Below are 19,473 nucleotides of genomic sequence, written 5' to 3' on the forward strand. Positions count from 1 at the left end.
CGCGGCAGGTTCCTTTTTGCCCCCGGAAGAAGGCGCCCTTCACAACCGGCCATGGGCGCGTCCGGCTCGTAATGGCCGGACGTTGAAGACATCATCTTTTTGCGGCCGTCTTGTCCACCGGCCTCGCCCCATCCTGCCACAACGCATAGGCCCCATGACCGGCTGGTTCAGACGCCACCAATCATGTCCTCCAAGGTTATTCGCCGCCGCTCGGACGGCTTGTCACGCACCCTGCAGGTTGTAACGTCCGGCGAACAAGCCGGCTCTCCGTTGGGACGTATCAATGCCGCTCACCGGACGGACGGTTTCCGACCGGTCAGACCTTGCCTGCGCGTGCATTGCCGCAAAGAAGCATGACAAGGCCTTGGACTGTTCACATATTGGCCTGCGGCGCCTCGATCGCCAGCAACGCGCGCTTGCGCTCGATACCCCACGCATAGCCGGACAGCGCGCCATCGCGCCGCACGACCCGGTGACACGGAACGGCCACCGCGAGCGGATTGGCAGCGCAGGCGCCTGCCACGGCCCGCACGGCACGCGGCGCGCCAATGGCCTGCGCGATCTCGGCATATGTCGTTGTCGTGCCCGGCGGTATGGCCTGAAGAACTGCCCAGACGCGCTGCTGGAACAAGGTGCCGCGAATATCGAGTGGCAGGCCGAGCCCTGCATTCGGGCGGTCCACGAAGGCGACCACCTGCGCCACGAGCGCCTCGTAGTGGGCGTCACCGCCGATCAGTTCCGCCTTTGAAAAACGTCCCTGAAGGTCACGCAGCACCGCATCCGGGCCATCGCCCAGCAGTATGGCTGCAATGCCGCGATCGCTGGATGCGACAAGGATGGTCCCGAGCGATCCTTCGCCGATCGCAAAGCGCAGCCGCTCGCCACGCCCGCCATCGCGGAACCGCGCCGGGGCCATGCCGAGCAAGGCCTCCGCGCGATCGTAAAACCGCGTGGCCGAGCCAAATCCAGCGTCATAAACCGCATCGGTGACGCGCGCCCCATCCGCCAGCCGCGCACGAACCCGGCGCGCGCGCACGGCGTCGGCATATGCCTTGGGCGACATGCCGGTCGCCGCCTGAAAGGCACGCTGCAAATAGGTCGGCCCCAGCCCCTCGGCACGCGCGAGCGCCGTCAGGGATGGCGGCGTCTCGGCTGCCTCGATCGCGCGACAGATCCGCGCCGCGAGCTTGTCGCGCAAAGACGCAGCCGCATCCGGATCGCATCGGCGGCAGGCTCGCGCGCCCGTCACCTTCGCATGATCCAGCGTATCGTGAATGGTGACGTTGTCCGGATTGGCGCGGCGCGCAGGACATGAAGGACGGCAGTAGATGCCGGTCGTCGTGACCGAGAACCAGAACTCTCCGTCAGCCGTCGCATCCCGCGCCATGATCCGGGTCCAGCGCGGGTCGTCGATCGTCGTCATGCCCTGCATCGCCCTCTTGTTCCTCTCAACTACGCCCGGTCCACAGGGCGCAGTGGCCCCCTGGCCGGACGTGATGCAGCTGAAGACGGACAGTTCCAGGTCGAGCAGACAGCACGACAACCACGTGGATATACCACGTTCCGGCAGCCCGTTCAGCCATGCGCCCTTGACCCGCTCTTCCCCTGAGCCGTCAAAAACTCGCCGGGAAAGCCTCCGGAAATACACGGCCACGGGAAGGGCTTCATTCTCGCGGATAAAAAGCGCGGGGTCGTCAGAACAAGGCGTTCCGTCAAGCCGACGCAGGCCCCTTGGAGACAGGATCCGCGCAGCTCCCGTGCTGCCGGTGCGGTTGAAGATTATGGTCTGCGTCCCGACAATGGCCGGCCACGCGCTCGCAGGAGCCTGCATCGCATTGGGCAGGCGGCGATGCGGATGATCCGGCATGCAATCGAGATCGGGCATTCGGATGGACATCGGAGACCTCCTTGCTGAAGGCCTCCATGGTCGCGCGCAAAACGCGGCGTCGCCTCCCGGATCTTGCGGTCAAATCGAAATCCGCACGCCCGGCAGAACGTTTGCGCAGGAGCGAGCAAGGCTGGTCCGGCCTCACTGTCCGGAATGCACGGATCAAATGACAGGAGCGACGCCGTCCTGCATGCGCATTGGTCGACATGCGCTGCGGATCACGCAGACCGGCGCGGAACCGTTCGCCCGAACGACGAACCCGTTGGGCGCCACGGGACGGACGGTTCCGAGGCTCGCGCCATCACGGTCTGGAACGTTCCGAGCCATGACGGCTGGCATATCCTCGCGCAGGCCAAAGGCTATTGCGTGCGCGATACAGGACTTGCAAGCTCTCGTTATTCCGTCGCGGCTACCGGACAAGCGGCTGCATCTGGCTTCTGCCCCGCGTCACCGGAAACCCACGACGAAAGCCCAGTCCATCCTGACCTTACCGGCTTCCTGTCTATGGAAAACGCGGCCCTTCGCATGTGCATGATCTCGACACGGCAGGCGTCGACACACCGTTCCGACCGGGTATCACCGCGAAGCCACTGTTTTCGCGGCGCACTGGGTCGGCGACTACCAGCCCTGCCGCAGCGCCAGCGGCCCCGCGCGCCGTACGGCAATGATCTCGGCCAGAATCGAGATGGCGATTTCCTCGGCACCGACCGCCCCGATCGCCAAGCCGATCGGCCCGCGCAGTTGTCCGAGCATGGCCTCGTCCAGCCCGTCCTGCGCTAGTCGCTCAAGCCGCAGGCGCTGCGTCCGCCTTGATCCGAGCGCCCCGACATAGGCCGCCCCCGAGCGCAGCGCCATCGCGAGTGCCGGATCGTCCAGCTTCTCGTCATGTGTCAGGGCCACGATTGCGGTCTCGGCATCGATGCCGGCCGCCTCCAGTGCCTCGTCGGGCCACAAATCCGAGCAGGCAACGTCCGGGAACCGCTCACCCGTCGCCAGCCCTTCCCGCGGATCGATCACCATCACCTCGTAGCCGACCCGCGTGGCAAGCGGCGCCAGTGCCTGAGCGATGTGCACGCCCCCTACGATCAGGAGACGGGGCTTCGGCGCCAGCACATGCAGAAACCATGGTGCGCCCGTGGTATCGACCGCACGGCGGCTGATGCCGGTCGCCACGGCATCACGTACGTCCCCGTCCAGTCCAGCCGGCGCATCCGAAAAGTCGTGCTCCAGCAGCAGCGCCGTCGTCCGGGGGGCGCCAGCCTCCAACCGGGTCAGCAATACCGAGGGGCGGCGCGCCTGCCGGGCCGCGATGGCCCCGCCCAACAGAGCGAGCGGCAGTCCGTCCGGCCGCACCGGCTCCACGAGAACTTCCAGCTCCCCCCCGCAGGCAAGGCCTGCGGCCTGTGCGTCCGCACTGCCGATCCGGAACGACATCACACGGGACGCAGCACCCCCCAGGATATCGGACGCCGTGGCCGCCACCTCCGCCTCGACACATCCGCCGCTGACGGAGCCTGCGATATGGCCCGAGGCGTCGATCGTCATCACGCTGCCGACGGGACGCGGGGCACTTCCCCATGTGCCGATGACGCGGGCGACCGCGATCGCGTGTCCGTCCTGCGCATGGCGAAGAGCCGCGGCGAGCGGATCGCCCGACTGGTCTGCCCCTCTGTTCTGCGCATCGCTCATGGCATCCTCCCTGGAGCGCCATCATCGGCGCCGATCGTCGGCAGAGTCAAAAATGGCACTCAGGCGCAAAATAAAGCGTCGAGCGGCGCAGGACAATTCCGCTCTCGCCCATGGCGGGCTGCCTCCGCTATGCTGCCCGCCCGAAGTTTACGACCTATTACGGATGCATGAGCCCGATGGACAGCACGACGCCCTCATTCAGCTTCACCCCGAACCCTGCCCCGGTGTCGCCCGAGCGGCGTGCGGAACTGATGGCCAATCCCGGCTTCGGCCGTGTGTTTACCGATCATATGGCCACCGTCTCCTATACCGAAGGGCGCGGCTGGCATGATGCGAAAGTCGTGCCTTACGGCCCGCTGTCCCTCGATCCCGCCTCGTCCGTGCTGCACTACGCACAGGAGATTTTCGAGGGTCTGAAGGCCTATCGCACGCCGGAAGGCAGTGTCGTCATGTTCCGCCCGGACGCCAATGCGCGCCGGTTCCGCGATTCCGCCGCCCGCATGGCAATGGCCGAGCTGCCGGAAGAGCTGTTCGTCGGCGCGATCGAGGCGCTGGTGCGCGCGGATCGGGACTGGGTGCCGTCGGGCGAAGGCCAGAGCCTGTATCTGCGGCCGTTCATGATCTCGAACGACGTCTTCCTCGGCGTCAAACCGGCATCCGAATACCTGTTCTGCGTGATCGCCTGTCCCGTCGGCGCCTATTTCGGCGGCGGCTGCGTGTCGGTCTGGGTATCGGAGACCTACACGCGCGCGGCCCCCGGCGGCACGGGCGCTGTAAAATGTGGCGGCAATTATGCCGCAAGCCTGCAGGCTCAGGCTGAATCCAAGCGCGAAGGCTGCGATCAGGTCCTGTTCCTCGACAGCCGCGAGCAGCGTTATGTCGAGGAGATGGGCGGCATGAACGTCGTCTTCGTGGACGGCGACACGCTGGTGACACCCCCGCTCGGCGGCACCATCCTGCCGGGCATCACACGCGACACGCTCCTCATGCTCGCCCGCGCGCGCGGTCTCAAGGTTGAGGAACGCCCGCTTCCGATTGACGAAGTGTTCGAGAAGGCCGCATCGGGCCAGTTTTCCGAGGCGTTCGCCTGTGGCACGGCGGCCGTCATCAGCCCGATCGGCAAGCTGCGCCGTCCGACCGGCGAAGCCGTGTTCGGCGATGGCGTGACGCCGGGCGCGCTGTCGCTCTCGCTCAAGGACGAGCTCGTCGGGCTCCAGACAGGCCGGGGCAACGACGCCAACGGCTGGGTTCACCGCATCCTCTGACCCGTGTGGCCATGGCCCGAAACGCGCCTGTCCGTGGTGCGGGTCGTGGCCGGGCGGAGGTCCGACAGCGCATCTCTTCGGGACGAGCTGACCTGAGGGACGTGTCTTTCAGGAAAAGCTGGAGGTTCGCTGCCTCCCCCGGCCCTTATGTTCCGGACTGCGGGGCAGGATCTGCGGGCGCCGTCGTCCCGGCGACCAGTGTGCGGGCATGCGCAAGCCGGACCTGAAAATCCTCAGGGGTACACGGCTTTGCAAAGTAGTAACCCTGCTGCAGGGCGATACCATGTTGCAGCAGCCAGTCCGACTGCGCACGGGTTTCCACGCCCTCGGCGATGAGCTGCATCCCGAGATCGCATGTCAGTTTCTGGACGGCCTCGACGATCGCCCGGGAGCGGCTTGCGTCCGGCAGATCCCGTATGAAGCCGGCGTCGAGCTTGATCCCGTCCGTCTCGAAGTCGCGCAGATAGATCAGGGACGAAAATCCGGTGCCGAAATCGTCCAGCATGAGGGCCACCCCCATGGCACGGATGGCCTCGAGCTGATCCCGCACGTCGGGGCCTGCGCCCAGAAATACGCCTTCCGTCACTTCCAGCAGCAGATATTGGGGTGCAAGCCCCGTCTCTGCGAGGATCGCACGCAGGTCATCCACGAAGCGGCCGCCCGTCAGCTGCTGGGGTGAGAGATTGACCGATATGTGCATCGGCGTGTCCCATTCGGCCGCCACGAAGCAGGCCTCGCGCAGGATATAGCTGCCGAGCACCTCGATCTGGCCGGTGGCCTCGGCCAGTGCGATGACGCGATGCGGTGCGATCGCCTGCTGATCGGGCCGCGGCCAGCGCAACAGGACTTCGGCCGCGAACAGCACGCCGGTTCCTGCATCGAGGATCGGCTGCAGCGCGATCTCGATCTCGCCGGTATCGATCGCGCGCGCCAGCTCGCCGCCCAGACGGATCTCGCCGACGTAATCGCGCTCGAGGGACTCGGTGAACAGGACGGGGCCGGACACCAGGTTGTCACTGGCCATCAGCAGAGCCAGGTCCGCCCGACGGAACAGCGTTTCGGGCGTATCGCCCTGCTCCGGATAGATGGCAACGCCGGTGGCGACCCGGACGGTCAGCCGCATGCCGTCGATCAGGCAGGGTGCGCGCAGCACGGCCTCGAAGCGATCCGCCAGCAGGATCGCGCCACCCGGCTCGATCGGCTGCAGAACGGCAAAACAGTTGCCGGACACGCGGCCGATCACCGCGTTGGCATCGACGGCTCCGACCAGCCGCTGGGCCATCACCTCGATCAGCCAGTCGCCGACCTGATGGCTCAGTTCCGTATTGATGGCTCGAAAGCCTGAAAACGCGAACAGGATCAGGGCATGCGGCGTGCCATCGACACAATGCGCCGCCAGATCGTCGAAGAAGGCTTCCCGGCTGGCGAGGCCCGTCAGTGGATCAAAGGCCGACCGGCGCGCGACGTCGCGATGCGCGCTCACGACACGGGTGACGTCTCTTACCCGACCGCGAAATCCGTCGAATCGTGATCCGGTCATGACAGGATCGCCCGAAACCAGAAGCCATCGCGCCGCGCCGTCGACACCGACCACGCGTTGCAGATGATCGCCAAAGGTCCGGCGCGCATCCAGGCGGTGCTGGATGGCGTCGTCATCCGGCATGGGAACATGCGGCGCATTCAGCGCATAGCTCAGCGTCATGGATGCATTTGGGTCGCCGCTTCCACGCGCAAGCGCCAGACCGGGCAGAAGATCCGCCAGATCCGGGGAGGGCGCCAGAAGCCGTCCCCGGGTATCCGTCCGCCAGTCCAGGGGCACGGTCAGACCCGGCATGGAGAATGCATCGAAACGGGCCGGCGCCTGCAGGACCCACCAGCATCCCAGCGAAACACCGAATACCAGCGCGCCGATCGTGTCCGCAACGGACAATACGCCGAACAACCCCGACGGCTCCGGATAGGCCCAGAGCGCCACTCCGGTCACAAGCGCGCCGAGACTGCCGAGAAAAAGTCCGCTGCCGATGGGCCGCACGCCTGCCGCGCCGAACGAGACGAGCCAGATCAGCAGGCCGCCGATCAGCCACAGCCCGGACCTGCTCGTCGCCCAGGTCGCATCGACCCGGATGATCAGGACGATCAGGATTCCCCACGAGATCCCGGTAACGGCCTGGAACAGGGGTGACCAGCGCCACTGTTCGCCCATACGGTGCTCGCGACGCAGCACGATCAGCCGCGCAATGCCGATCGCGCCCAGAACCATGAGTTCCGGCAGACTGGCGGCAAGATACCGCCAGGGCAGAACGAAGGGCAGCACGGCGGCAGGCGCCAGACGTGCGAGACTGCCCACGACACGCCATGACAGCATGGACGATAGTCGAGACGGCTTGCGATACATCATGAGATAACCGTCATGACGGCATCATCGAGCAGAAATTCCAAATAAACCGTTACGATATGACTACACTGCAAATGGACCGCACAACGTACGCTTTACGCCGCCTGGCTCCCTTCCCTGCCCGCTCGCTGAACCAAGGCTCGTTGCATTGACTATACGGTACGGGTTCCGCATCACAGCCTCAACCCGCTCTGGATAGGTTTAAGCTTATCGAACTGTAAAATATTCTATATCCGATCGAAAATTGTTCTCGGCTGATCCGGGCCGGCGCATAAACGTCTGCAAGGCGATTTCAGGCCGTCTGCCGCGTTTCGGCGGCCATCATCCTTTCAGACATCCGATACGACCCCGCGGAGGCCAGCATGACCGACACCACACTCCATATCGATGGCATGCATTGCGACGGCTGTGCCAGTTCGGTTGCCCGGGCGCTCAAGGCCGTGCCCGGCGTCGATGTCGCGGATGTGAATCTGGCGACCGGTACGGCGACCATCCGACACGATGCAACGCGCGCACCGCTGGGTTCCCTGCGCACCGCGATCGAGGATGCGGGCTTCGACGTTCGGTCCTGACCCTGCGCCGCGACCCACCTGAAGGGTGTCAGCGCCCCATGTCAGATCCTCAGGCATTGAGACGGGCAGGTCCGGAAGCGTCCGGGCATGGCGCTGGCGATCCATTCAGACCAACCGACGCCAGCGTCGTAGCCCGAAAAATATCTCGCGATGTTCCTGACATCGGGGCGCAGGACGGACGACCGCCCTGCGCCCCCAACAATTCGACAATGCGAGAGGTTCTTTAGCCTCAACCTCGTCAGGGGAAGCCCGGTTGGCGACAGCCGAAGCTGGGCCTGCTGCAGCAGCGTTCCTGATCTCCGCGGCAAGACGCCCGACTGCGGCTTCGTGATCGAAATCAGCCAACGTGGCGTACAGAGTGACTCATTGGCCAGACATGTCCCCGGCCACACGTGAATTCGGCCCACGTCTCCGTCTGGCATCCCTGTGAGCGACGCAGGTGCCGCTTTGCGGCATCGCGCAGAACATGCGGCTGTCGATGAGTGCAGCGCCCGACGCATCCTGCCGTCCAATGAACAAGTGCAGCAGCGTCCTGCGCGGGCGTCCGGGCGTTCTGGTCGGTCCCAGGATTGCGAACATGCAGCGATATAAGGGAAAGCCATGCGGATCACGAAGCGCCGCGCACGGAACGACCGAATAACGCGGATCAGGTTGCAGGAGCGGAACCGTCCTTAGCGTCAGCTCCGGTGGTCATTCCTTGATGCTGACGGCAGACGAAAAGGATTTGCGACAAAATCAGCTCCTTCGTCAGCCTCTTCCCCGCCGCATTATATAACGGCTTCGCATCACTCAACCGTCTTCGACTGACGCCGAGGGCAAATTCGGTGCAATCGGGCAGCATCAGTTGCATACGCGCCATGTTTCATGGAATGATAAAAGAAAGACGACATGGTAACGACGGATAATGCTCGAAGATTGCCTTAGAGCCTGGTCATATAAACGATATCGTCGCACCAGAACCCAGTATTCATTATATACAGGATTGCAGGTTTTTCCCCCACAACGACCAGTTTCGGTCTGATATATGGGGAATTTACGATGGCGCCGGCCGTCTCGTGCTGCCAGCGGCATTTCTGTATTCCCGGACGAATCTGGGGGGCGGCCAGCGATGGGTCGTCGATCAACCGCGCAACTCGGCACTTCTTCCTGAAATCGAATGTGCATTTTACGGAGGTGTCATCGGCCTCCATTATGGCCACACTCTTCTGGAATTTCTGCCGAGGCTCTGGTACCTGAAGCAGAAAGCCGGGCCTACGACGAAGATTCTCGTGCATTGTGGGCCTGGCCTGGAGATCGCCTGGAACACGCCTTGGTTTTGCGACCTGATGGGGCTGATCGGGATCAGAAAAGGTAATTTGATTTCACCCCGGCAGACGAGTGTTGTCCGCCATCTTTTCATCCCCGATCCGACCTTCCAGATCAATGGCTTTGCGCATCCCGCTTTCACCGCGTTCACGAACTGGGTTGGCGACAACGTGCTGCACGACACCGGACTCGGTCAGCAGCCGGTATTTCTGACAAAACGAAACCTGAAATCCGGCGTCATCAACTTCCTCAACGAGGATGAACTCTGCCGTCGGCTCGAGGAACTTGGCTTTCGCATTGAGAGTCCGGAAGAACTTCCTCTCGGTCAGCAAATTTCCCTATTCAAACAGAAAGGTGGCGTCTCCGGGATACTCGGGTCGAACATGCACACGAGCATTTTCGCGAGAAGGCCGTTCGGAACTTGCCTGAATATCGGCGCGCACATTTCCGACAGTTTTTATTACGCCGACAAAGCCAACAACGCAGATTTCTCCTACTTCTTCTCGAATACCATACAGGAAGTCGAGTCCGCACCAGGCTTCTCCCGCTCATTCAGGTTTCAGGAACCTGTCCTTTTGGCGGATGAAATTGCGCGACGTCACGAACAACTGCGCGCGGCACGCAGGCCGCTTCCACAGCATGCTTCGCAGGAGGAAACTGCGCACGTGTTTCGCTTTCCCGTCAGTCCCGATGGAAAGCATCTTTGCGCGCGCTCTTCAGACGGAGCGTTGTGCGCAACATATGCCGATATGTCGAATTCGGATTCCGCTTTTCCGATCGCGGCGATCATGCTGGAAGGGCGCATACGCCTGTTCGCGGCCTCGCCACTGCCTTTTGCCATTGCCTGGACAGAGGGAAGTCTGCTCTCGGCCTGGCTTGAATGTGAATTGGCCTGGAAAGACGACGCACGTACCGAGTGTGGGCTCAGACGGCCGGATACCGGCTTGCTGCTGACCATCGTCCCGGACACCCGGAACCATGATGCGCATTTCAGCGCGAATATCCTCCAGGGATGGGAATACATTGCGTTTGTTCCCCCCTCGGCCGAGCAGCAGAGCTTTCTGGAAGAACGATACGCATTGCTTCAGCGCTCTCTGACGTCGGAAGCGAAATGAAGCCGATTGTCCGGCTTGAAGACTGGCATTCTGTCTGATGCGCTTTTGTCTGAAAATGTCCGACGAATACGAACCCGCGCATCGACATACGGGCAGAGGCTGAAGGGAAAATGAGCCCCGCATTCGTCGGACAGCCATAACGGGAGCCGCCTGAAGAGATAATGCGCTGGAACTGTCGGGAAAACATGGCAGAGGGAGCGTGTCAGACCCGCCTCTCGCACGCCATAAATGCCACTGCATCTCTCCCGATCTTATCGCGAACGTAGTCGGGTCATATTTTCGCTTTTTCCTGAGCGTCCAAGCAATTATGAAGATTCCGCTCCGACGCGCCATGACCAGAAAGAGGATCGATTTCCGGACAGCACCGGACGCAGGTCCATCATGCGTACGGTCTGGCGGAAACGCTCGGCTATCCGCAGCCTGAATGTCACGCCAGCCGGCGCTGACGAACGGCTAGAATTCTCGCTGTCGAAGTCAGAAGGCAACCCGCATCAGTTCTGCAGCAGCTTCCGTCGACCAGCGCTTTGCCTGCAGCAGGAATCATGCGTCGTCAAACGGCCGGGCGTGAGTGGGCGTTCTGCCAGAAAGCAGGCGAGCGTGAAAAAGATCCTTTTCTACGAAACATGTTTCTTCCAGGCGAAATCGCGACCCGACGCTCTTCGGGCCTTCCTACCGGTAATACCGCAGGCCCGACACGAAGTGCGTAACGCCCGTCAGGTGCTGATCTCCTCCAGTTCCTGCCCAGGCGGGATCTTGCGGAACAGGACCGTGATCCACAGGCCCAGAGGAACGATCACCGCAAGCACCAGCCACGTCATGTAAGGCGGAGACGAGGCACTGAGGATCATCCACAGCACGGTGCCCACCATGAACCCCAGGACCTGGACCGCGCTGAGAAAACCGATCGCCGTGCCGCGAACCCGGGTCGGGAAGCTCTCGCCCTGATAGGCGTAGCCGGCACCGGACCATGTTCCATTCGTTGCCTGGTAAAGGCAGAAATAGACGATGGCGACCAGCCAGTGTGCCTGTACGAGAAGGAACAACAGGCTCAGCGGCGCGACCAGCGCGCTCGTCCAGATGATCACCTCACGCCTGCCGTATTTCTCGCCAAGCATGCCGCCGAGCACGTAGAAGAAGAAGCCGATGCCGCCGCTGACCAGCATCAGTGTGCTGGCCGACGCGCTCGAGAAATGTTTGAAATTGGTGAGCCAGTAGGTGATGTAGAAATTCGAGGCGACGAAGCTCGTGGCGTAGATCAGCCAGGCGCAGGACAGGACCACGAGTTGACGGCGCACAGGGCCGGGCGTCAGAAAAAGCTCTTTCAGGCTCACGCGTTCGAGCGCTGCCACATCCACATCATGATGCTGCACCAGATGTGCCACAGCGTCCGCATTGCCTGCGCGCTGTGCCTCCCGAACGTCCTGCAGGTGTTCGAAGCGCTCGGACTCCCGGATGAAGAACCGTCCGGCAATGACCGCAACCAGCGGAAGAACGCCGAGCAGGAAGACGAACCGCCAGCCATACTGCCCGAATGCCAGATAGACGCCCGAGGCGAGGAACACGCCGATCGGCCAGCCGCCCTGCACGATGGAATAAAGAAAACCCCGGCGCGCTGCTGGAACCTGCTCGTTCACAATCGTGATCGAGACAGCGAGTTCGGCGTAGGCCAGTCCCGACGCCAGCGCGCGCACGATCACGAGCTGCCAGAAATCCTGCACGAAATAGGTAAGCCCGGTGAAAACGGCGCTGCCCGTCAGGCAGATCATCCAGACCTTGCGCCGACCGAACGTGTCCATGCCATAACCGGCAAAGATCGTGATGCAGAACTGCGCCCCGTAAACGAAGAAGCCGAGCGTGCCGAGGCCGGTCTGCGAAATAGCAGGCTCGTCGCGATGTCCGGCAGCGCCAGCACCAGCAGATTGACGTCATAGGACGCAAGCGCCCACCCCGCGAGCGCCATGACGACCAGATAGACGATATAACGATCCTGTTTCACCGGCGTCCCGACCAAGGCGCCGCCAGACTGCGGCACGGAGCCAGGCATCGGAGACGCGTGCGAAAATTTCGCCATGGCGTATCATCCTGTCGATTTGAGAAAGGGTCAGAACGTCCGGGTGCCATTGTCAAAAAGATAGACGCTGTAAAGCGATGTCGTGCCGCAGATGTACAGACGATTGCGCAGGGGACCGCCGAAACAGACATTGGCGACCGTCTCCGGGACACGGATCTTTCCGATCAGCGTTCCGTCGGTTGCGATGCAGTGAACGCCATCCTCCGCACTGCTCCAGATGCGCGCCCCCTCGTCGATCCTGAAACCGTCGAACAGACCGGCCGTGCAATCGGCGAACACCTCGCCTCCGGACAGACTTTTTTCGTTCCGGACATCGAAAACCCGGATATGGGCGGGATGGCGATCGTCATGCGTGCGGCCTGTGTCGCTCACATAGAGCCTGGTTTCATCAGGCGAGAAGGCCAGCCCGTTCGGCTTGATGAAATCGTCCGCCACGATGGAAAGTTCGCCCGTCTGCGGGTCGATCCGATAGACGTGCGACCGGCCGATCTCGCTTTCCGCGCGACCGCCTTCGTAATCACTGTCGATCCCGTACGTAGGATCTGTAAACCAGATCGAGCCGTCCGATCTGACCACGACATCATTGGGACTGTTCAGACGCCGTCCGTCATAGCGATCCGCAAGTACCGTGATGCTCCCGTCGAATTCGGTCCGTGTAACCCGGCGCGCGCGATGTTCGCACGTCACGAGGCGTCCGGCCCTGTCGAGCGTGTTTCCGTTGGAGTTATTCGACGGCTGCCGGAATACGGCGGCGGTCCCGCTGCATTCGTCGTAGCGCATCATTCGGTCATTCGGGATGTCCGACCAGACGAGATAGCGCCCGGCCGGAAAATAGGCGGGCCCTTCCGCCCATCGACATCCGGTGGCCAGCGTCTCGACATGGGCGGTCGGATTGAACAGACGGCGAAAGCGCTCGTCCAGAACTTCGTAAGGACTATCCCGCATGATGGCAGATGACCTCGGTTGGGGTCCGGTTCGGACCAGTCCGCGAGGCTTAAAAGATTAACTTTTGGACATCCAATATCGTTTACGAAAGCCCCGATCGGAATTTCCGATTGCGCGGATCGTCGTCAGACGATGGATTCCAGCGGTTCCACATCATGGAAGCGCGCGTAGTCGACGACGACATGGCCATCCTCGCGATGGCTCACCATGCCGGCAAACCTGTGGTGATGGGCGATGTGCTCGAAACTGTAGGCAGTGCGGGCAAATACGCCCTGCGCCGTGATTTCGTCCGTTCCCGCGACCGTCACGATGATCTCGGCGTCTCCCTCTTCCAGCTGGGTCAGGGCACGACCATGCAAGGGGCTGTTCTCGTCGATCACATGCGCGGCATGGAACACGAATCTCAGGATCGGGGCATGGGACTGCACCAGCTTCAGCGGGATGAACTGGCGCATGAGACGACCGGCTTCGTCGCGCGCGAGAAGTGCCAGCGTGACTTCGATATCCATCGCCAGAATCAGGCTCCGGCGGCAATTGGCGATCCGGACCTCGAGGATCGGCACGCCTTCCTCGCGCCCCAGAACCGCGCGCCTGCTGAACAGGATCCGCGCACGCGGCCGGGAAAACCGCGCGAACACGAGGCCGGTGCCCAAGGCATTGAACATCATGCCCACCAGCACCTCGACCGATACGATGGTGTTGGCGACCGGTCCCACAGGCGCCATCAGACCATAGCCGACAGTCGAGAGCGTCTGGACGCTGAAAAAGAAACAGTCGCTGAACATGCCCGGCCGCGTGTTGGCAATGCCGCCGGGCATCCGGAAATACAGTTCGCCGAAGAACAGGTTGACGACGATGTACAGCAGCAGCGAGCCCCAGAAGAAACGCCACCAGCTTGCCGTCAGTGCGGTATGATAGAGATCCGTGAACACGCCATGGTTCAGTCCGACCCGCACCACGTCATCGCGGCCGTTTTCCTCAAGAACGTGCGCGCGCACGCGATCGACGGCACCGGGCATGGTGCGCGTGCCTCGTTTGCGCCAGGCAAATTGGCGGTTCTTGCGCAACCCAGATCTCCGTTCCGATTCGACCGGAGGATGTAACACACTATGTCAGGGGCCGCCGTGTCGCCCGGCGCACGGGAGCCATGCGCGGGCGATCAGTCGTGACACACGCGCATCAGGTGGTCGCGCACGAGCGGACACCAGTCCCGTAGCAGATCGCGGCCTGCCTCCTCCGCTTCCTCGGTCCGGATCGCAAGCGCGCCTTTCATTAACTGCCGCAGGACACGGGTCGCGCTGTCCAGCCGTGCACCATCGAGCGCAGGGGCGGCTGCGCGCAGGACACGCGCCAGACCGTCGTAGAACGATTGGCGCAGGATGGTCCGGCTATACGGCCCCTCGCGCCGCGCATCGGCGAGGGTCGCCATGGCTGCCTGATCGATGCCGGAACGGGCCGTGACCGCGACGAGCCGCCACGCCAGATCGTCCAGCGTCAGGCCCGGCGCCTCCTCGGCGACCTGCGCCAGCACCTCGGCCATACCTTCGGCATAGCGTTGCAGCAGGCTGTCGGCGAGGCTCTCCTTGGTCGGGAAGAAGCGGTACAGCGACCCGATCGCCGTGCCCGACCGGGCGGCAATCTCGGTCATGGTCGTCCCGTCGAAGCCGCGCTCGGCAAAAAGGGCAATCGCAGCCTCGCTGATCGCCTGAACACGCAGGCGTCCGCGCTGCCGCTTCGGGGCAAGGGATGGCAGGGACATGCAGGGCGATCCGCGGCTTTCGGAGAAAGAACAACGGATCGTCGCATATCATCGGTATCCGTGCGGAGCCAGTTCCGGAGTGCACCGCCGCAAAGCGCCCCAATTGCGGGTCTGGCCGCCCGGCGGCCTTTCGTTCAGTTGTCCGCCAACGTGACCGATGCGGCGTCGGTAATGCGCGAAATGCGCGGCAGGATCGCCTTGAAGGCCATCTCGTGCAGTTCGGCGCTCATCGTCGTGCAGCCATCCTCGACGACGACCACGTCGTAATCCAGCTCCCACGCATGGCGGGCTGTGGACTCGACACCGAAATTGGTCGCGATCCCCGCCAGAACGATCGTGCGGATGCCCCGCCTGCGAAGCTGCTGGTCCAGCGGCGTGCCGGTGAACGCGCCCCATTGCCGTTTGAAAACGACGAGGTCGCCAGGTGCCTGGAGGTTGTCGACGAGATCGCTCCAGTCGGCAGGCAGGCCGCCCGGCGGGCCCGACAGAGGGGCATCGACGTTCTGCGGCGGCGCATCGGCGAAATCCGGCGCGAAGCCGACATGGACCAGAACCACGGGCGCACCGGCCGCGCGGAACTTCTCGGCCAGCGCCTGGCCGGTCTGCACGACCTCAGGCCCGGTACGGGGCGAGAGGTGGTCCATCCCGACGATGCCTTTCTGCAGGTCGATCAGGACAAGCGCTGTTTCGCGCGGGTTGAAGGCTGGCATTGCGTTGTCTCCGGTATCCAGGGTCGGATACGAGAGATAGTTGAGGATTTCCTCTCAAAACTCAAGAGGGACGCGCCAGTGAATCCGAGGGCGCGCTGGGCGCACCCCCAGGAAACGGTTCTCCATGCGCTCAGAGCATGGCCTGAGCGGCCGTATCGGCAACCGGAACCTGCGTGTCGCCCTGACGACGCAGGACAAGGCCATAGATCATGATGGCCAGATAGCTGGGCAGGACAAGCAGGGTAAACGCAGCCTGGAATCCGCAAAGCGGTGTCAGGGCAACGAACAATTGCGGCATGACGGCCCCGCCACAGAAGGCCATGACAAGCAGCGACGATGCCAGCGCCGTACGGTCGCCCGCGCCCCGGATCGCCATCGGAAACAGCGCCGGGATGATCATCGCATTCGCGAAGCCCAGCAGCGCCACGAGCAGGACCGCCACGTAGCCCGAAGCCGCCCAGGCCAGCACCGAAAGCACGGCGCCCAGCCCGCAGCAGACCTCCATGTAGCGCTCCTGCGACAGAAGACGCGGAGTTACGACGAGGCCCAGCAGATAGCCCGCCAGCATGGCGCCGAGCGTGAGGGCCGTGAAGAACTTGGTCTGGTCCAGCGGCAGGCCGAAGCCCTGCCCGTAGGTCCCGATCGCATCCCCCGCCATGACCTCGACGCCGACATAGAGGAACATGACCGCAATACCCGGCCAGAGCCTCGCCGGGATCGCGGCGCCGGACAGACGCGCGTTCACCGTCTCGACCTCGAGATCGGGCAGCGAGGATCGCAGGACCACCACAGCCGCGATCACGAGCAGGATCGCCATCCCGAGATAGGGCGCATGCAGCGCGCGGGTGAATCCGCCGAGGATCGCCCGGTGGGTCTCGGGGTCAGGTGCCGCGGCCAGACGGGCCGCCACTCCGCCGACATCGCGCATGACGAGCAGACCCAGCACGATGGGCGCCACCATGCCCGCGAACTTGTTGCACACGCCCATGATCGCGATGCGCTGCGCCGCGCGCTCCGGCGGCCCCAGCAGGCTGACATAGGGGTTGATGGCGACCTGGAGGAGCGCAAGCCCGGCGCCCAGAACCAGCAATCCGGCCAGCGCGCCGGAATAGCTCTGCCAAGCAATGAACTGCGCGAAGATCGCAACGCCTGCCGCCATTACGACCAGCGCGAGTGCCAGTCCGCGCTTGAGACCGGTCCGGCGCGCAACGGCGGACGCCGGAAGCGAGAACAGAAGATAGGAGAGATAGAACACCATCGGCACGAGGAAAGCGTTCAGGTCCGTCAGGTGGAACGCCACCCGGACGAAGGAGATCAACGGCCCGTTCAGCCACGTCACGAAGCCGATGACAAAAAAAAGCCCGGCCATGAGCGCCAGCGGCACCCATCCGTAGGCGCCTGCCGGGCCCATGCCGGACCTCGCGGGCGGGGCGATCGGGCGCCCCGATGTGGCGGCCCGCGTCATGGCACGCCGGCGCGTGGGCAAAGTGCGCGCTCCACCAGACCACAGACGACATGCGCCGCCGTGATGTGAAGTTGCTGGACGATCGGCGTCCAGTCCGAAGTGGCTTTCAACATGATGTCAGCCTCCAGCTCCGGCGCCGGGTTGGCGCAGGTGAATGCCACGGCAAGGACGCCCATCTCGCGCGCGGTTTCGAGCGCGCGCAGGACGTTGGGCGACCGACCCGACGTCGTGATGCCGAGAAAGACGTCCCCGGGCCGTCCGAGAGCCGCGACCTGGCGCGCGAACAGCTCGGAAAACCCATAGTCGTTGCCGATCGCGGTCATGCTCGACGAATCGGTGGTCAGGGCGATCGCGGCGAGCGGGCGCCGGTCGTACATCAGGCGCGCCGTGAACTCGCCCGCGATATGCTGCGCATCGGCGGCACTGCCCCCGTTGCCTGCGACCAGCAGCTTGCCGCCCGCGGCCAGGGACTGCGTAATCCGCCCGGCCAGTTCGTGCATGACCGCGATCGCCGCCGTATCCTGCGCGAAATGCGCCATGCCCTCGGCCGACTGGCGCAGGAAATCGGAGACGAACCGTTCGTCGGTTTCGTTCGGCGACAGGATGGTCGACTGCGGCGCGAGATCGTTCATCCTGCCCTTCTAGCACAGCCCTGCGCGCCGCACAGACGGCGCCGGGAGAGGGTCTATTCAGGTTCAGCCATGGGTCAGCGTGGCTGCCGCATGCTGGGGAGCATGCTGGCGGTCGACGGGCGCGAACGTGCCGTTGCGCAGACGCGCTTCCAGTTCCTCGAGCGAATGGCCGCGCGTTTCGGGCACGTATCGCAGCACGAAGAAGAAGGCGAACGCATTTACGGCCGCGAACAGGAGGAACGTGCCGCCCGCGCCCAGCATCTGCACCAGCGACAGCGTGGTCAGCGAGATGACGAAGTCAGCGCCCCAGTGGCTGGCGGCAACCAGGCTCGTTCCCTTGCCGCGGCACGAGAGCGGATACACCTCGGCGCCGACCAGCCAGATCGCAACCGACAGGCTCCCGGTATTGAACACGGTATAGGCGACGATCGCGACGACCTTGATCCAGATGCCGATTCCGCCATTCGCACCGAAGACGAAGGCAGCGCCCAGCACGATCAGGGAAATCACGGCGCCCGGCAGCAGGCGCAGCAGCAGCGCGCGACGCCCCCAGGCATCCACCGCCCAGCCGCCGAACATGGTGGCGACCGTCATGGCAACGCCGATGGCGATCGACGTCAGGAGCGCGGACTGCTCTCCGATCCCGGCACCCGCGAAGATCGTCGGCGCATAGTACAGGACGGCGTTGATGCCCGTGAGCTGACACAGCAGCGCGATACCGACGGACGCGACCAGCGCAGGCCTCACCCAGTCGCTCAGCACTTCCGACCATGGTGCCCGCACGTCGTGCGCGGCCTCGATGTCCGCCAGTTCCTTGTCAGCGGCTTCCTGACTGCCGCGCAGCCGGACGAGTACGGCCCGGGCACCTTCCATGTCGCCCCGCATGGCAAGCCAGCGCGGCGAGTTCGGCAGGAAGATCATGCCCATGAACAGGATCAGCGCGGGCAGCATGCCCATGCCGAACATCCACCGCCAGCTGTCATGTCGCAGCAGGTAGCCCGTGATGAACGAAATCGTGACACCCAGCACGACCGCGAGCTGAAAGCCCACGACGAGCTGCCCGCGGCGATGCGGAGGCGAGACCTCGGCGATATAGACCGGCACGATCTGGGACGCAGCGCCGATGGCCAGGCCCAGCACCAGACGCGACACGATCAGCATCCAGACGGCATGCGCGCTCGCAACCATCGCGGTGCCGAGGAGGAACAGGGCCGCAGCTACCATGACCGTGCGCCTGCGGCCCGCGCGGTCCGAGATCGGCGCGGCCCCCAGACAGCCGAACAGCGCGCCCAGGATGATCGCGGACGTCACGACCTGGGCCGACATCGTGGAGAGATGGAAATCCCGGGTGAGCTGCAGCAGGGCCGCCGAGATGATTCCGGTATCGTATCCGAAGAGCAGCCCGCCGGTCGCCGCGACGGCCGCGATCACGTTCGTCAGCATCGGGCTGTGGGGCTTGGGTCCGGATGTCTCGGATGTTTGCTGCGCAACGTACATAAGGCAGCCGGCTCCTCTTACGCTTGGGGCATCGGGTTGATCATGGCTGCTGTAACAGCCAAATCCCGGCGCCGCTCGCTCACGAGTGCGTCGATCTGCACAATTACGCGTGATGTATGAAAGGATTTCGTGTGTTTTTCGGGCGTTATGCGGTGCCCGAAGCCG

At 63.7% G+C, this 19,473-nt stretch carries 14 protein-coding genes; 3 read left to right on the forward strand and 11 right to left on the reverse strand.

Features of this window, described 5'->3' with window-relative positions; translation table 11 throughout:
- Window positions 1–373 precede the first annotated feature (373 nt).
- A complete protein-coding gene (gene ada / locus B8446_RS13725) occupies window positions 374–1,432 on the reverse strand; it encodes a bifunctional DNA-binding transcriptional regulator/O6-methylguanine-DNA methyltransferase Ada (RefSeq protein WP_048850824.1) in 1,059 nt (352 codons plus the stop codon).
- A 1,074-nt stretch (window positions 1,433–2,506) separates the two neighbouring features.
- Window positions 2,507–3,577 (reverse strand): XdhC family protein, encoded by a 1,071-nt coding sequence (locus B8446_RS13730; RefSeq protein WP_048850551.1) that lies wholly within the window; start codon window positions 3,575–3,577, stop codon window positions 2,507–2,509.
- A 176-nt stretch (window positions 3,578–3,753) separates the two neighbouring features.
- Here B8446_RS13730 and B8446_RS13735 point away from each other — a divergent pair, with 176 nt between their 5' ends.
- Window positions 3,754–4,842, forward strand: a complete 1,089-nt coding sequence (locus tag B8446_RS13735) for a branched-chain amino acid aminotransferase (protein ID WP_048850826.1) — start codon at window positions 3,754–3,756, stop codon at window positions 4,840–4,842.
- 145 nt (window positions 4,843–4,987) lie between these two features.
- Here the strand turns inward: B8446_RS13735 and B8446_RS13740 are convergent, their stop codons facing one another.
- Entirely contained in the window at window positions 4,988–7,240 is a 2,253-nt protein-coding gene (locus B8446_RS13740; protein WP_084712350.1) for a putative bifunctional diguanylate cyclase/phosphodiesterase, read from the reverse strand.
- A gap of 359 nt (window positions 7,241–7,599) precedes the next feature.
- On the opposite strand from B8446_RS13740, the gene B8446_RS13745 reads away from it, so the two are divergent.
- Both B8446_RS13745 and B8446_RS13755 read left to right on the forward strand, forming a co-directional pair.
- Entirely contained in the window at window positions 7,600–7,809 is a 210-nt protein-coding gene (locus tag B8446_RS13745) for a heavy-metal-associated domain-containing protein (RefSeq protein ID WP_048850554.1), read from the forward strand.
- Between the two features lie 1,055 nt (window positions 7,810–8,864).
- The gene (locus tag B8446_RS13755) at window positions 8,865–10,229 is read left to right on the forward strand and encodes a glycosyltransferase family 61 protein (RefSeq protein WP_048850558.1); all 1,365 of its coding nucleotides are present in this window, start codon (window positions 8,865–8,867) and stop codon (window positions 10,227–10,229) included.
- A 713-nt stretch (window positions 10,230–10,942) separates the two neighbouring features.
- Here B8446_RS13755 and B8446_RS13760 read toward each other — a convergent pair.
- The 8 genes from B8446_RS13760 to B8446_RS13795 all read right to left on the reverse strand — a co-directional run bounded on the left by B8446_RS13760 (window position 10,943) and on the right by B8446_RS13795 (window position 19,308).
- Complete coding sequence (locus B8446_RS13760) at window positions 10,943–12,106, reverse strand: MFS transporter (RefSeq protein WP_084712352.1); 1,164 nt, start codon at window positions 12,104–12,106, stop codon at window positions 10,943–10,945.
- 224 nt (window positions 12,107–12,330) lie between these two features.
- Window positions 12,331–13,245 carry an SMP-30/gluconolactonase/LRE family protein gene (locus tag B8446_RS13765; RefSeq protein ID WP_048850564.1) on the reverse strand — a complete coding sequence of 305 codons (915 nt, stop codon included), beginning with the start codon at window positions 13,243–13,245 and terminating at the stop codon, window positions 12,331–12,333.
- Between the two features lie 125 nt (window positions 13,246–13,370).
- Window positions 13,371–14,264 carry an ion channel gene (locus B8446_RS13770; protein WP_048850828.1) on the reverse strand — a complete coding sequence of 298 codons (894 nt, stop codon included), beginning with the start codon at window positions 14,262–14,264 and terminating at the stop codon, window positions 13,371–13,373.
- Between the two features lie 140 nt (window positions 14,265–14,404).
- Complete coding sequence (locus B8446_RS13775) at window positions 14,405–15,004, reverse strand: TetR/AcrR family transcriptional regulator (protein WP_048850566.1); 600 nt, start codon at window positions 15,002–15,004, stop codon at window positions 14,405–14,407.
- 134 nt (window positions 15,005–15,138) lie between these two features.
- A complete protein-coding gene (locus B8446_RS13780; protein WP_048850568.1) occupies window positions 15,139–15,714 on the reverse strand; it encodes a hydrolase in 576 nt (191 codons plus the stop codon).
- 130 nt (window positions 15,715–15,844) lie between these two features.
- The gene (gene gluP, locus B8446_RS13785) at window positions 15,845–17,179 is read right to left on the reverse strand and encodes a glucose/galactose MFS transporter (protein WP_373277151.1); all 1,335 of its coding nucleotides are present in this window, start codon (window positions 17,177–17,179) and stop codon (window positions 15,845–15,847) included.
- Entirely contained in the window at window positions 17,176–17,811 is a 636-nt protein-coding gene (locus B8446_RS13790) for an SIS domain-containing protein (RefSeq protein ID WP_048850573.1), read from the reverse strand. The genes gluP and B8446_RS13790 overlap by 4 nt, the downstream gene beginning before the upstream one ends.
- A gap of 63 nt (window positions 17,812–17,874) precedes the next feature.
- On the reverse strand, window positions 17,875–19,308 hold the full coding sequence (locus B8446_RS13795) for a sugar porter family MFS transporter (RefSeq protein WP_048850575.1): 1,434 nt from the start codon (window positions 19,306–19,308) through the stop codon (window positions 17,875–17,877).
- Between the last annotated feature and the right edge of the window lie 165 nt (window positions 19,309–19,473).

Origin of the sequence: Tanticharoenia sakaeratensis NBRC 103193 (assembly GCF_000963885.1) — a bacterium.
Classification (GTDB): domain Bacteria; phylum Pseudomonadota; class Alphaproteobacteria; order Acetobacterales; family Acetobacteraceae; genus Tanticharoenia; species Tanticharoenia sakaeratensis.

What these genes read in the sequence shown, in the direction of transcription:
- ada (WP_048850824.1), bottom strand. Translation starts at nt 1,432, where the DNA reads ATGCAGGGCATGACGACGATCGACGACCCGCGCTGGACCCGGATCATG.
- B8446_RS13730 (WP_048850551.1), bottom strand. Translation starts at nt 3,577, where the DNA reads ATGAGCGATGCGCAGAACAGAGGGGCAGACCAGTCGGGCGATCCGCTC.
- B8446_RS13735 (WP_048850826.1), top strand. Translation starts at nt 3,754, where the DNA reads ATGGACAGCACGACGCCCTCATTCAGCTTCACCCCGAACCCTGCCCCG.
- B8446_RS13740 (WP_084712350.1), bottom strand. Translation starts at nt 7,240, where the DNA reads ATGATGTATCGCAAGCCGTCTCGACTATCGTCCATGCTGTCATGGCGT.
- B8446_RS13745 (WP_048850554.1), top strand. Translation starts at nt 7,600, where the DNA reads ATGACCGACACCACACTCCATATCGATGGCATGCATTGCGACGGCTGT.
- B8446_RS13765 (WP_048850564.1), bottom strand. Translation starts at nt 13,245, where the DNA reads ATGCGGGATAGTCCTTACGAAGTTCTGGACGAGCGCTTTCGCCGTCTG.
- B8446_RS13770 (WP_048850828.1), bottom strand. Translation starts at nt 14,264, where the DNA reads ATGCCCGGTGCCGTCGATCGCGTGCGCGCGCACGTTCTTGAGGAAAAC.
- B8446_RS13775 (WP_048850566.1), bottom strand. Translation starts at nt 15,004, where the DNA reads ATGTCCCTGCCATCCCTTGCCCCGAAGCGGCAGCGCGGACGCCTGCGT.
- B8446_RS13780 (WP_048850568.1), bottom strand. Translation starts at nt 15,714, where the DNA reads ATGCCAGCCTTCAACCCGCGCGAAACAGCGCTTGTCCTGATCGACCTG.
- gluP (WP_373277151.1), bottom strand. Translation starts at nt 17,179, where the DNA reads ATGACGCGGGCCGCCACATCGGGGCGCCCGATCGCCCCGCCCGCGAGG.
- B8446_RS13790 (WP_048850573.1), bottom strand. Translation starts at nt 17,811, where the DNA reads ATGAACGATCTCGCGCCGCAGTCGACCATCCTGTCGCCGAACGAAACC.
- B8446_RS13795 (WP_048850575.1), bottom strand. Translation starts at nt 19,308, where the DNA reads ATGTACGTTGCGCAGCAAACATCCGAGACATCCGGACCCAAGCCCCAC.